General features: G+C 63.6%; 9 protein-coding genes. 6 read left to right on the top strand and 3 right to left on the bottom strand.

Features of this window, described 5'->3' with window-relative positions; genetic code table 11:
• Positions 1 to 310 precede the first annotated feature (310 nt).
• Positions 311 to 4591: a DEAD/DEAH box helicase gene (locus HX873_RS07845; protein ID WP_177122539.1), complete on the top strand. Its 4281-nt coding sequence runs from the start codon at positions 311 to 313 to the stop codon at positions 4589 to 4591.
• Between the two features lie 60 nt (positions 4592 to 4651).
• Here HX873_RS07845 and HX873_RS07840 read toward each other — a convergent pair whose 3' ends face one another.
• Positions 4652 to 6766 (bottom strand): mechanosensitive ion channel family protein, encoded by a 2115-nt coding sequence (locus HX873_RS07840; protein WP_177122538.1) that lies wholly within the window; start codon positions 6764 to 6766, stop codon positions 4652 to 4654.
• A gap of 177 nt (positions 6767 to 6943) precedes the next feature.
• On the opposite strand from HX873_RS07840, the gene HX873_RS07835 reads away from it, so the two are divergent.
• The 5 genes from HX873_RS07835 to HX873_RS07815 all read left to right on the top strand — a co-directional run bounded on the left by HX873_RS07835 (position 6944) and on the right by HX873_RS07815 (position 12312).
• Positions 6944 to 8146, top strand: coding sequence for an MFS transporter (locus HX873_RS07835; RefSeq protein WP_177122537.1), 1203 nt, complete (start codon positions 6944 to 6946; stop codon positions 8144 to 8146).
• A gap of 213 nt (positions 8147 to 8359) precedes the next feature.
• Positions 8360 to 9286, top strand: coding sequence for a DUF72 domain-containing protein (locus HX873_RS07830; RefSeq protein ID WP_177028969.1), 927 nt, complete (start codon positions 8360 to 8362; stop codon positions 9284 to 9286).
• Entirely contained in the window at positions 9283 to 10059 is a 777-nt protein-coding gene (locus HX873_RS07825; protein WP_003210026.1) for an endonuclease/exonuclease/phosphatase family protein, read from the top strand. The genes HX873_RS07830 and HX873_RS07825 overlap by 4 nt, the downstream gene beginning before the upstream one ends.
• Positions 10056 to 11354, top strand: coding sequence for a cardiolipin synthase ClsB (gene clsB, locus HX873_RS07820; RefSeq protein ID WP_003210028.1), 1299 nt, complete (start codon positions 10056 to 10058; stop codon positions 11352 to 11354). The genes HX873_RS07825 and clsB overlap by 4 nt, the downstream gene beginning before the upstream one ends.
• On the top strand, positions 11332 to 12312 hold the full coding sequence (locus tag HX873_RS07815) for a lysylphosphatidylglycerol synthase domain-containing protein (protein WP_003210030.1): 981 nt from the start codon (positions 11332 to 11334) through the stop codon (positions 12310 to 12312). The genes clsB and HX873_RS07815 overlap by 23 nt, the downstream gene beginning before the upstream one ends.
• Here the strand turns inward: HX873_RS07815 and HX873_RS07810 are convergent.
• A complete protein-coding gene (locus HX873_RS07810) occupies positions 12299 to 13051 on the bottom strand; it encodes a S9 family peptidase (RefSeq protein ID WP_003210032.1) in 753 nt (250 codons plus the stop codon). The two genes, HX873_RS07815 and HX873_RS07810, sit on opposite strands and share 14 nt — an antisense overlap.
• Entirely contained in the window at positions 13041 to 14150 is a 1110-nt protein-coding gene (locus HX873_RS07805) for a DUF3182 family protein (protein ID WP_177122536.1), read from the bottom strand. Before HX873_RS07805 ends, HX873_RS07810 begins: the two co-directional genes overlap by 11 nt.
• Positions 14151 to 14168: the final 18 nt, after the last annotated feature.

Raw genomic sequence — 14168 nt, 5'->3', positions numbered from 1 at the left:
GCCGTTGGCATTTGCCAGAATCGTTGCATTTTGCGGGTTTGTAGCGCAACCGTCACTTATAAAGTGCGCCGCCGATTGCGGCCGGGGGGTTTAGGTAGAGAGAGCCTTTTTATGGCCAGGGAGCATGCAGTGGCTAGGGAGCTTGCTGTGGCCAGGGAGCTTCTTGTGGCGAGGGAGCTTGNNGGAGCAAGCTCCCTCGCCACTGCAAGCTCCCTCGCCACAACAAGCTCCCTTACCGCAGCAAGATCCCTCACCACAGGGAATGCATCCCGGGGTTGCAAGTTGCCAGGGCCGGCCGCATAAATTGGGGATGAACCTTCCTGAATCAACGGACACGGTCTTGAACGGTTTCCACCCCGCCGTCAGCACCTGGTTCCGCAGCACGTTCCCGTCGGTGACCGCCGCCCAGGCCCAGGCGTGGCCGCTGATCCGCCAGCGCCGTTCCACACTGATCGCCGCACCCACCGGCTCCGGCAAGACCCTGACTGCCTTTCTCGCGGTGCTGGACGATCTCGTGCACCAAGGCCTAGCCAATGGCGGCCAACTGCCAGACCAAACGCTGGTGGTCTACGTCTCGCCCCTGAAGGCTCTTTCCAACGACATCCAGATCAACCTGCAAACCCCGCTGGCCGGCATCACCGAGCACTTGCAGCGCCTCGACCTGCCACCGCTGGCGATCCGCACCGCCGTGCGTACCGGCGACACCCCACAGAAAGACCGCGCCCTGATGCGCAAGCACCCGCCGCACATCCTGGTCACCACCCCGGAATCGCTCTACGTGCTGCTCGGCTCGGATTCCGGCCGGCAGATGCTTGCCAGCACCCGCACGGTGATCGTCGATGAGATCCACGCCATCGCCGCCAGCAAGCGCGGCAGCCACATGGCCCTGACACTGGAGCGCCTGCAGGGTTTGTGCAGCGAACCGCTGACCCGCATCGGCCTGTCGGCCACGCAAAAGCCCATCGAGGCGGTGTCGCGCTTTCTGGTGGGCACCGGCCGGCCTTGCGAGATCGTCGATATCGGCCACGCACGCCCACGGGACCTGGATATCGAAGTGCCGCCGGTGCCGCTGTCGGCCGTCATGGCCAACGACGTGTGGGAGCTGGTCTACGACCGCCTCGCCGAACTGGCCAGACAACACCGCACCACGCTGATTTTCGTCAACACCCGGCGCCTGGCCGAACGCCTGGCCCGGCACTTGAGCGAGCGCCTGGGCAAAAACGCCGTCGCCGCCCACCACGGCAGCCTAGCGAAGGAAATGCGCCTGGACGCCGAACAACGGCTCAAGGCCGGTGAGCTGCAGGTGTTGATCGCCACTGCGTCGCTGGAACTGGGGATCGATATCGGCGATGTCGACCTGGTGTGCCAGATCGGCTCGCCCGGCTCGATCAACGGTTTTCTGCAACGGGTCGGACGCTCCGGGCATCAGGTCGGCGGCACGCCCAAGGGCCGGTTGTTCGCCACCACCCGCGACGACCTGATCGAATGCGCCGCCCTGCTCGACTGCGTGCGCCGGGGCGAGCTGGACACCTTGCTGATCCCGGTTGCGCCGCTGGATGTGCTGGCCCAGCAGATCATCGCCGAAGTCAGCTGCCAGGAATGGCAGGAACAGGCCCTGCTCACGCTGCTCCGCCGCGCCTCGCCCTACGCCGAGCTGGATGAGCGTCACTATCAGGCACTGCTGCAAATGCTCGCCGAAGGCTACAACGGGCGCCAGGGTCTGCGCAGCGCCTACCTGCACCGCGACGCCATCACCCGCACCCTGCGTGGCCGGCGGGGCGCCAAGCTCACCGCCGTGACCAGCGGCGGCACCATCCCCGACAACGCCGACTACAGCGTGCTGCTTGAGCCGCAAAGCCTGAACATCGGCAGCGTCAACGAAGACTTCGCGGTGGAAAGCATCGCCGGCGATATCTTCCAGCTGGGCAACACCTCCTACCGCATCCTGCGAGTGGAGCCCGGCAAGGTGCGGGTCGAGGATGCCCACGGCCAGCCGCCGACCATTCCGTTCTGGCTCGGCGAAGCACCGGGGCGCAGTGCCGAGTTGTCGTTTGCCGTGGCGCGTTTTCAGGGGCAACTGGACGCGCTGCTGGGCGCCACGCCGGGTAACCTGCAACCGGCGCTCGATTGGCTCACCGGTACCCTCGGCCTGAACCTGGCCAGCGCCGAACAACTGCTGGATTACCTGGCGCGGGCGCGGCTGGCGCTGAGCGCGCTGCCGTCCCAGGACACGTTGATCATGGAACGGTTTTTCGACGAGTCCGGCGGCACCCAATTGATCATCCACACGCCGTTCGGCAGTCGCATCAACCGCGCCTGGGGCCTGGCGCTGCGCAAGCGGTTTTGCCGCACCTTCAATTTCGAACTGCAAGCCGCCGCCAGCGAGGACGCAATCGTGTTGTCGCTGTCCACCAGTCACAGCTTTGAGCTGGATGAGGTGTGGCGCTACCTGAACAGCAACACGGCCGAGCACATCCTGATCCAGGCGGTACTGGATGCACCGCTGTTCGGCGTGCGCTGGCGCTGGAATGCCGGGGTGGCCCTGGCGTTGCCCCGCTACACCGGTGGGCGCAAGGTGGCGCCGCAGATCCAGCGCATGAAGAGTGAAGACCTGATCGCCAGTGTGTTCCCCGACCAGATCGCCTGCCTGGAAAACCTCGCCGGCGAGCGCGAAGTGCCCGAGCATCCGCTGGTGGAGCAAACCCTCGACGACTGCCTGCACGAGGCCATGGACAGCGAAGGCTGGCTGGCCCTGTTGCGGCGCATGGAGCGCGGCGAAATCCGCCTGATCAGCCGTGATCTGCCGGCGCCGTCGCCACTGGCAGCAGAGATTCTCAGCGCCCGCCCCTACACCTTTCTCGACGACGCTCCGCTGGAGGAGCGCCGCACCCAGGCCGTGCTCAACCGGCGCTGGAGCGACCCGCAAAGCACTGATGACCTTGGCGCGCTGGATGCCGAAGCGATTGCCGGTGTGTGCGAGGAAGCCTGGCCGGCGCCCAATGGCCTGGACGAGATGCATGAAGCGCTGATGAGTTTGGCGTGCATTGTCGAATCGGAGGTCACGGCGCAGTGGGCAGAATGGCTGCAAGCCCTGGCCGACGGTGGGCGCGCCAGCCGATTGCAGAGCGGTACCGACCAGGCCGTTTGGGCCGCTCTGGAGCGCTTGAGCTGTTTAGCGGCGATCTACCCGAATGACCTGCCGCTGTTGCCCGGTTTCGATGAGCCCTGGACCTTCGATGAAGCCTTGGTGGAAGTGCTGCGGGCGCGCCTGAGCGGCTTCGGCCCATTGACGCTGATCGAGATCGCCGCGCCCCTGGCCTTGCCGGTGGCCGACGTATCACAGGCACTCGCGCGGCTGGAGAGCGAAGGCTACGTGCTGCGCGGCCGTTTCAGCCCCGGCGCCAGCGCCGAACAATGGTGCGAACGCCACCTGCTGGCGCGCATTCACCGCTACACGGTCAAGCGCCTGCGCCGGGAAATCGAGCCGGTGGCGTTGCAGGATTTCATGCGTTTTCTGTTCGACTGGCAGCACCTGTCGAACGGTACCCGCGGCCAGGGCAGCGCCGTGTTGCCGCAAATCGTCGCGCAGTTGGAAGGGTACGCCGCAGCCACTTCGGCCTGGGACAGCGATTTGCTCAGCGCACGAATCAAGGATTACGCGCCCCACTGGCTGGACGATTTGTGCCGCAGCGGCAAAGTGGTCTGGACGCGCCTGAGCAACAAGGCCGGCGCGACGGCCCTGCGCAGCACGCCAGTGGTGCTGTTGCCCCGCAGCCAGGTGCCATTATGGAGTGGACTGACCGAAGCGCCGGACAGCACCGAGCTGTCGCCCAAGGCACAGAAAGTCCATCAGGCGCTGCGGGAAAACGGCGCGCTGTTTTTCGATGAATTGATCCACGAAGCCCATCTGCTGCGCAGCGAACTGGAAACCGCGTTGCAGGAACTGGTGGGCGCGGGGCTGGCGAACGCCGACAGTTTTGCCGGCCTGCGCGCCCTGACCACGCCGGCGAGCAAACGTCAGGCCCGCAGCAGTCGGCGCGGGCGTGGCGCGTTTGTCGGCGGGATGGACGATGCCGGGCGTTGGGCCCTGGTACGGCGGGCACCGGTGGCGGACGGCACACGTCCGGGGGCTCACTCGGCCGAGACGCTGGAGCATGTGGCGATGACCTTGCTGCGCCGCTACGGGGTGGTGTTCTGGCGCCTGCTGGAGCGCGAGGCGGACTGGCTGCCCAGTTGGCGCGAATTGCTGCGTACGTTCCACCGGCTGGAGGCCCGGGGCGAGATTCGGGGCGGGCGGTTTGTAAGTGGTTTGGCGGGGGAACAGTTTGCGTTGCCGGAAGCGATTCCGCTGCTGCGGGAAGTTCGGCGGCGGCCTCACGATGGCAGCTTGATTGCCGTGTGTGGGGCGGATCCGCTGAACCTGGTCGGTACGCTGCTGCCGGGTAGCAAGGTGCCGGCGTTGAGCGGTAATCGGCTGGTGTACCGGGATGGTTTGCCGGCGGCGGTGGAGATTGCCGGCAAGCAGCAGATGTTGCTGGAGTTGGATCAGCAGGAGGCCGGGTTGGTGCGGGAAAAACTGATCAGACACTGACTTGTGCAGTGCCCGTAACCACGGCTTGCTCGCGAAGAGGCCGGCGGCCTTAACACAAAACTATTGGGTTCTTGGCTGCTCAGTGAGCACCACCGACGAAGGCACTTCTTCCTCCGGCTCATCCACCTGCTGCCCGACCCGCTGCGGCAGCATCACCTGCTGTGGATAAGTTTGCGCGAAGTGAACAAAGGCACAGTTATCCACAAGCTTTTTCAAGCGCTGGTTAAACGCGCGGCTCACCGCATATTGCCCGCCCGACACCGTGCGGAACTGCGCCGTCAGCACCACGCCGTTGAGGTCCATCTTGTCGACGCCAAATACCTCCAGCGGCCCTTGCAGGTTGTACTTAAGGAACACGTCGTCGCGGATCGACTGCCCCGCCTCGCGAATCAGTTCCACGGCCTTGTCGACATCTGTGTCGTAGGTGAACTGCACCGAGAAGAACGCATAGGCGAATTGCCGCGACTGGTTGGTGACGGCCTTGATCTGCCCGAACGGCACCGAATGCACAAACCCCTTGCCGTCCCGCAGGCGCAGGGTACGGATGGTCAGCCCCTCGACGGTACCGGCGTGGCCGGAGTCGAGCACCACCCAATCGCCAATCGACAGGGTGTCTTCGATGATGATGAACAGCCCGGTGATTACATCCTGCACCAGTTGCTGGGAGCCAAAACCAATGGCCAGGCCCACCACCCCGGCACCCGCCAGCAGCGGTGCGACGTTGATCCCCAGGTTGGCCATGGTGGTGATCGCGCAGATCACCACCAGGATGATTTTCACTGCGTTGCGCAGCAGCGGCAGGATGGTTTTCACCCGCGTGCTGGGTTGGCGGCTGGAGCGTTTGTTGACCGGGGGTTTCAATGCTTCCTGAATCGCCGTGTCGAGCACCACCCAGAACAGCCAGGTCACCAGCAGGATCAAACCGATGCTGCTCAGGGAATCACTGATGGCCCGGCCCACGGAGTTGCGCTGGGCAAACTCAAACAGCGAAACGCCCCAGATACGCCCGAGGATTTCGATAAAGGCGATGGCCATCACGATGCGCAACAGCGCGTGCAGCAGGCTGAGGAAACGCTCTTTGTAGGCGCTGCTGCGCTGCACCGCCACCGTGCTGCGGGACTGGAACAGGTGCTGCAACACCGTGCTGAGGAACACCGTGCCGATCAGCAGGATCGTGGTGAACAGCGCACAGCGCAGGGCTTTCTGGCTGTCGTCGCCGGCGCCGATCAGGTTGATCGCCGACACCAGCACCATCAGCAGGATCGGCCAATACCACAGGCCGGAAAACACCCGCAGTGATTGCTGCACCGCCGGGTGTTTCAGGCGCTGGGCCAGGGGCCGGTTGCGGATCAAATGCGCCACCGGACGGCGCAGGCGAATCACCAGCATGCCGAAGATCACCGAGGCAAACAGCCCGGTGAAGATCGCGACGCTGGCGGTGATATTGCCCCCCAGTTGGCGGGCGATCTGTGGGCTGGTCAGCGCATCGCTGAGGGCGGCAAGGAAGCCGATCAGGAACAGCGGCTTGGGGCAGTAGTCCCGAATAATCTGCACCGCCGGGCGCTTGTGGCCGACGTTGAACATGACGATCACGCACAACAGGATCGAGGTGGAGAAAATGCCGCTGCTGGTGGCGTAGGCAAAACACAGCGCCAGCGCACGGCCCACCGAGGTGGGCAGGAAGTGGCTGACGTAGAGCGTCAATGGCAGGCAGATAAGCGCCGGTATCGTGTAGGGAATCAGGTAACCCAGCAACGCCTGGAGGCGCTGGCGAGGTGCGATATGCCGCTGCAGGCTCAGGCGCTTGACGATAAAGCGCCCCAGCAGGGTCAGCGCGGCGAACGCGCCGATCCACACCCCGGACAACAACAGGAAATCCCCGGCCACGCTCCACGAGGAACGTTCGGACGGCTGGTTGACCAGCTTGTCCACCTCATCTGCCGCCCGGTCGGCCCGCAGGCGCCAGGCGTCGACCAGGTTCTGGTTGAGGTCGAGCTTGTCCTGCACATCATCGATGCTGGAGCTGATGGCGCCGAGCAGGCCGCCTTCTACCAAAAGTTCCGGCTTCGCCGGGGCGGCAGGCTCTGGAGCCGCGGGGGCAGTGGCCGCTTGCAGCGCGCCGCTGCCGCAGAACAGCAGCGTGCCGAGCAGTAGCACAGTCTTTAAATTCAACAAAACACCGGGCTCCTTCAGAAGGGTCTGTAAGGAACTGACGGGTTTGACGCCTGATCGTTCCCCGTATACTTCGATCCGTGCGCCCCAGGCAAATATCAAATGCCAATACCTGGCTTTTTCCGCACAAGCCGAACCCCGAGACTGCGCTCCTGATTGAAACCCACCGGAGTTGCAGCCATGCCCATTGCCTTGCTCGCGCTGACCCTCAGCGCTTTTGCCATCGGGACGACCGAGTTCGTCATCGTTGGCCTGTTACCCACCATCGGCGCCGACCTGGGTGTCGACTTGCCGTCCGCCGGCCTGCTGGTCAGCCTCTACGCCCTGGGCGTGGCCATCGGCGCGCCGGTACTCACCGCCCTCACCGGCAAAGTGCCACGCAAACTGCTGCTGTTGTCGCTGATGGTGCTGTTCACCCTCGGCAACCTGCTGGCCTGGCAAGCGCCGAGTTATGAGTCCCTGGTACTGGCACGGATCGTCACCGGCCTGGCCCACGGGGTGTTCTTCTCGATTGGCTCCACGATCGCCACAAGCCTGGTGCCCAAGGAAAAAGCCGCCAGCGCGATTGCCATCATGTTTACCGGCCTGACCGTCGCGTTGGTGACCGGTGTGCCACTGGGGACGTTTATCGGCCAGCACTTCGGCTGGCGCGAAACCTTCCTCGCCGTCTCGGCCCTGGGCTTGATCGCGTTTATCGGCAGCCTGCTCTACGTACCGAAAAACATCGCCCACAGCAAACCCGCGTCACTGTTGCAACAACTGCAAGTATTAAAACAACCACGGCTGCTGCTGGTGTACGCCATGACGGCGGTGGGTTACGGCGGCTCGTTCATCGCGTTCACCTACCTGGCGCCAATCCTTCAGGACATCTCCGGGTTCAGCGCCGGCACCGTCAGCCTGGTGTTGCTGGTGTATGGCATCTCGGTGGCCATCGGTAATATCTGGGGCGGCAAGCTGGCCGACAAACGCGGCCCGATCAGCGCCCTGAAAATCATCTTTGCCCTGCTCGCCGCTGTGTTGTTCGTGCTGACCTTCACCGCGGGTAATCCATGGCTGGCCCTGGCCACTGTGCTGGTGTGGGGCGCGGTCGCTTTCGGCAATGTGCCGGGCTTGCAGGTGTATGTGGTGCGCCAGGCGGAACATCACACGCCGAATGCGGTGGACGTGGCCTCGGGCCTGAACATCGCGGCGTTCAACTTGGGGATTGCCGGTGGCGCGTGGGCCGGCGGCATGATCGTCGCCCACATGGGCTTGATCCACACGGCGTGGACTGGCGGCTCGGTGGTGTTGGTGGCCTTGGCGCTGACGGCCTGGAGCGGGCGCCTTGACCGGCTGGGGCCGGTATATGCCGAGAGCTCGACCCGGGTGGTTGGCGGGCACTGATCCCGCAGCGATAAAGAACCCAATGTGGGAGCGGGCTTGCTCGCGAAAGCGGTGTGTCAGTCAACAGAGATATCGACTGACCCACCGTCTTCGCGAGCAAGCCCGCTCCCACATTTTGAGAGGTGCCGTCTGTAGGACCGTCGAAACTTTCTCCCGATCATCATAGTCACCCTAAAACGGAGGTCACCACACAGTTAACCCACGGGAGTCATCATGGCCGCGATTCATATCGGCATTTCCGGCTGGCGCTACACGCCCTGGCGGGGGGATTTCTACCCCGAGGGCCTGACCCAGAAGCGCGAGCTGCAGTTTGCCTCACGGGCGGTCAACAGCATCGAGATCAACGGCTCGTTCTACGCGCTGCAAACACCCAAGCGCTATGCCGAATGGTATGGCGACACGCCTGAAGGGTTTGTGTTCAGCGTCAAGGCGCCGCGCTACATCACGCATATCCTGCGGCTGCGGGAGGTGCACAAGCCGATGGCGAATTTCTTCGCCTCCGGGGTGCTGGAACTCAAGGAAAAGCTCGGGCCGATCCTCTGGCAGTTCCCGCCCAGTTTCAAATTCGACCCGCCGTTGTTTGAAGCCTTTCTCGCCGAATTACCCACCACTACCCAGCAGGCCGCCGCCCTCGCCCGCGAGCATGAGCCGCGCCTGAACGGCAAGGCGAGCCTGCAAGCCCACGGTAAAAAGCCACTGCGCCATGCGGTGGAGATTCGCCACAAGAGTTTCGCCGTGCCGGAGTTTGTCGAGATGCTCGACAAGCACGGCGTGGCCCTGGTGGTGGCGGACACAGCCGGCAAGTGGCCTTACCTGGAAGACGTCACGGCCAACTTTGTGTACCTGCGCCTGCATGGGGACAAAGCGCTGTATGCCAGCGGCTATACGCCCGAAGCGCTCAAGCGCTGGGGCGATCGCATCGAACGCTGGAGCCACGGCAAACAACCCGCCGATGCACAGTTGATCGACCCGAAGCACAAACCCCGCGCCCGCAAGCAGCGCGAGGTGTTTTGCTACTTCGATAACGACATCAAGGTGCGCGCGCCCTTCGATGCGCGCCAATTACTGCAGCGTTTTGGCCTGGACCAGGCACTGGCCACCGAACCCGGCAAGTTGCCGGACACGGGAGTGTTGCCATGACCCATCCGGAACTGATGCCAACCACGCCCACCGAAACCATCACCCGCTTCAGGGTGCTGACGGTCAATACCCACAAGGGCTTCACCGCGCTCAACCGGCGCTTCATATTGCCCGAGTTGCGGGAGGCGATTCGCAGTGTGGCCGCCGACGTGGTGTTCCTTCAGGAAATCCACGGCACCCATGAACGCCACCCCAAGCGCTACAGTAACTGGCCGAGCATGCCGCAATACGAGTTCCTCGCCGACAGTATCTGGCCGCAATATGCCTACGGTCGCAACGCGGTGTATCCCCATGGCGACCACGGTAATGCGTTGCTGTCGAAATTCCAGATCATCCGCTACGACAATCTCGACATCTCCCAGAGCGGCCACGAAAGTCGCGGGCTGCTGCATTGCGTGCTGCGCTTGCCGGGCAACGTGCAGGACGTGCATGCCATCTGCGTGCACCTGGGGCTGCGGGAAGTCCATCGCCAGCAGCAACTGCGCCTGATCGCGCAGCGGGTCGCCGAGATTCCCGCCGACGCGCCGGTGATTGTCGCCGGTGATTTCAATGACTGGCGCCAGCGCGCCGATCTCGCCCACTGCGGGCTGCGGGAAGTGTTTATCGAAACCCACGGCAAGCCGGCCCGCACCTTCCCGGCGCGCCTGCCGCTGCTGCCGCTGGACCGCATCTATGTGCGCAACCTCAAGGTGCATCAGCCCCAAGTCCTGACCAGCCGCCCGTGGTCACACTTGTCGGACCATGCGCCGCTGTCGGTGGAGATCGAGCTATGAACAGCGCACCACTGGAAAAGGTCGCGGTGGAACACATCGCGACCGACCAACCGCCGGACGATGCCGTGGCCCGGGACCTGGATTACGGCTGGCAGAGCGGTAACCAGATCGAGTTGCTGGAGAACGGCGAGGCCTACTTTCCCAAAGTGTTCGAGGCGATGCGCCAGGCCCAGCGGGAGATCTTGCTGGAGACCTTTATCCTTTTCGAAGACAAGGTCGGCCACGAGCTCAAAGGCATTTTGATCGAGGCGGCGCAGCGTGGCGTCAAGGTCGTCGCCAGCCTCGATGGCTTTGGTTGTGGCGAGCTGACACCGGGGTTTCTCAGCGAATTGAGCCAGGCCGGCGTGACCGTGCAGATGTTCGACCCGGCGAGCAAGACATTGGGTTTTCGCACCAACTGGTTTCGCCGCTTGCACCGCAAGATTGTGGTGGTGGATGCCAGTGTGGCGTTTATCGGCGGGATCAATTTCTCGGCGGATCACCTGGGGGATTTCGGCCCCGAGGCCAAGCAGGATTATGCCGTGCAGGTGCAGGGCCCGGCAGTCGCCGACCTGCATCATTTCGCCCTCGCACAAAGTGGCCGGCGTGTGCGCAAGCGGCGCGGCTGGCGGCGCGAGCAACGCCCGTCGCCATGGGCTGCCGGCGAAGGCGATGGCCTGGTACGGCTGATCTACCGGGACAATCTGCAACACCGTACCGATATCGAAGAGGCCTACCTGCACGCCCTGCGCAAGGCCGAGCGGCGGGTGGTGATCGCCAACGCCTATTTCTTTCCCGGCTACCGCCTGCTGCGGGAAATTCGTAATGCCGCGCGGCGCGGCGTGCACGTGCAGTTGATCATGCAGGGCCAGCCGGATGTGCTGCTGGCCAAGCTGGCGGCACGCATGCTCTATGACTATTTGCTCAAGGAAGGCGTGGTGATCCACGAGTACTGCCAGCGTCCGTTGCACGGCAAGGTGGCGCTGGTGGATGAAGAGTGGAGCACGGTGGGTTCGAGCAATCTCGACCCGCTGAGCCTGTCGCTGAACCTGGAGGCGAATGTGCTGGTTCGTGATCGTGCCTTCAACCAGCAGTTGTTCGAGCGCCTGGAATACCTGAGCCAGAACCACTGCAAGACCATGCCGGAAAACCGCGCGCCTCGCGGCTGGTTCTGGCGGGTGACCGTGGGTTTCGTGGTGTTCCATGTGCTGCGGCATTTTCCGTCGTGGACCGGCTGGTTGCCGGCCCACAAGCCGAGGTTGAAACCCTTCGTTCTTGAGGAGCGTGCGGATCATGACCCAAGCTCGCATCGCTGAAGAAAGCGCTCGCCCCGGCTTCTTGAAACGCTGGAAAAAACCGCTGACGGTGGTGTTTTTCCTGGTGCTGATCGTGTTGTTCACCCTGCTCGCCCGGCGTATCGACTGGAGCGAAGTGCTCGACACCCTGGGCGACTTCAAGCTGCGCACGCTGCTCATCGCGGGTGCGCTGACCCTGTGCAGTTTCCTGGTGTATTCGTGCTTCGACCTGATCGGCCGCACCTACATCCGCCAGCCGTTGGGCTGGAAGCAGATTTTGCCGGTGGGCATCATCAGCTATGCGTTCAACCTCAACCTGAGCGCGTGGGTTGGGGGCATCGCCATGCGCTATCGGTTGTATTCCCGACTCGGGGTGAGCAACGGGAACATCGCGAAGATCCTCGGCTTGAGCCTGGCCACCAATTGGTTCGGCTACATGGCGATCGCCGGCGCGGTATTCAGCAGCGGGCTGGTGACATTGCCGCCGGGGTGGAAGCTCAGCAGCGGTGCGTTGCAAGGCGTCGGCGTGCTGTTGGTACTGGCGAGCCTGGGTTACCTGCTGGCCTGTCGCTTGTCGAAAAAGCGCGCATGGTCGATACGCGGGATTGAAATCAGCCTGCCGTCGCTGCGCATGGCAGTGTTGCAGTTGGCGCTCGGCGCGCTGAACTGGTCGCTGATGGCAGCGGTGATTTTTACCCTGCTGCCCAAGCAGCTGGATTACCCCGTGGTGCTCGGGGTGTTGCTGATCAGCAGCATTGCCGGAGTGGTCACACACATCCCGGCGGGGCTTGGTGTGCTGGAGGCTGTCTTCATTGCCTTGCTGCAGCACGAAGCGTCCCGCGGCAGTCTGCTCGCGGGGCTGATCGCCTACCGCGCAATCTACTTCATCCTGCCGCTGCTGGTGGCCCTGGTGATGTACCTCGCGGTCGAAGCCAAGGCCAAGGCATTGCGCGTGAAGAAAACGCCTACGACTGGATGATGCTCAAGCGCTCGCCCACCACCATCTCGGTAATCCAGTCCACCAGGATCGAGGTGTAGGCCTGCTGGGAAACCGGATCACTCAGGGAATGATCCGCACCGTCGATAATCCGGTGAGTCAGCGAATGCGTCTGCTGGCAGGCGGCGCGGTAGCTCATGATGGTGGCGTGGGGCACGTGGTCGTCGGTCTCCGACTCCACGATCAACACATCACCGGTAAACGCCGCGCAAGCATGCAGGGCGCGATTGGTTTCGGCGTGCACAAAGGTGCCGCGATAATCCATCAGGTCGGCTTTATCGAGGTCGCGCTTGGGCTTGAGCCATTCCTGGTCGCGGTACAGCGCCGGCACCCGCAAAGCCAGCCAGCGCACGGGGCGCAGCGAAGTGAGGATGGCGGCCAGGTAACCGCCGTAGCTGGTGCCCACCACCGCCACCGCCGAGGTGTCGATGGCCGGGTGTGACAACAGGCGGTCGTAGGCCGCGAGCAGGTCGCGCAGGTTGTCTTCGCGGGTGACGCGGGATAACGGAATGCCGTTGCCGGCATGGCCGCGCAGGTCGAATGTAAGGCATACACAACCGAGCCCGGCGATACCCTTGGCGCGTTCCAGGTCACGCTCCTGGCTCCCGCCCCAGCCGTGCACAAACAACACCCCCGGTACTTTCGATTTGGGACTGAGGAAGGTCCCGCTCATCTGTTCGTCGTCGATATCAATGGCAATGGTTTCGCTTCTAGCCGTCATAGGATTTGACCGTCACGTACTTGAGAAGAAAGTCGCTGTTTTCTGCCGGGCCCCGGTACACCTCGATCGCGTCAGCGGGCAGTGGCTGGTCGACGTAGGTTTCTACCGACGAGACATAAATCGCCCGCAGCCCGGGGTTGTTGACGAAGCTTTGCAGCGCCGCGACTTCCGCGCTGCTGGCCCCGCCCATGCGCCAGGACTGCTCGAGCACGCCGCTGCGGCGTTGGCCGTCGCTGTCCAGGCCCTGGGCGATGTCGTAATTGCGCCGCGAGGCGTAGAACCCGGGATAGGCCTCATCCGCCGCGTTATCGAAGACCTGCGCTTGCTGGATGGCCAGGCGCACGTCAGCGGGCAGGTCGAGCTTGAGCAGGTCTTCGTAGTAGCCCTGGACCACCAACAGGTTGGAACCACCATAGACCTCTTCGCCCTGCCCGTCCCGGGTCAGGTATTGATCGCCGCAGTAGCTGATGACGTGATCGCCGATAAAGCTCTGGCCGACACTGTGGGTGACCACGTCACTCAGGTCCTGCTCCAGCACCACGCCGTCGCTGAACAATTGCGCCGCATCAGGGCGCGCGAGGATGGCATCGAACTCGTCGAGGCTGCGGATCACTTCCTGGCCGCGACCGGCGCAGGCATGCACAGGCTTGAGACGGATCGGCCCGGTGTACAGCAAATGGGTCGCCGCCGGCCGCGCATCTGCCAGGGCGTGCACACTCAACCCATCCAGCACCACATTGCGGATGCGCTCGGAAAACAGCGGCGACCAGCCTTCGGGCGCAACCGCGTTTTTATTCAGCAAACCGTGGCTGATGGCCTTGGTGCAGATGAAATCGTGATCGACGTAGCCGCCCCACAAATCCTCAGGGCCTTTGACGCCGAATTGCCGCGCCTGGGCCGCGCCCACCAGCGTCTGAGTGGGCAATAGATAGAGGTCGCGCCCACTGTGCTGCTCAGGGTTATAGCTGCCGCCATATTTGAGCCCGAGGACGTGCGCCAGCCAACGGGCCAGCGCGCGGTTGGTTTCGACTTGGTGCAACGGCGCGTGCGGGCGAATCGAATGCGCCACAACGATTTTTTTGCGATTTGTCGGGGTCATGCGTCCCCCTTGGCTGTT

Source organism: Pseudomonas sp. P7758 (genome assembly GCF_013386485.1).
Classification (GTDB): Bacteria; Pseudomonadota; Gammaproteobacteria; order Pseudomonadales; family Pseudomonadaceae; genus Aquipseudomonas.
The sequence above is the reverse complement of the archived record's forward strand: the minus strand, read 5'-3'. Positions and strand labels throughout refer to the sequence as shown.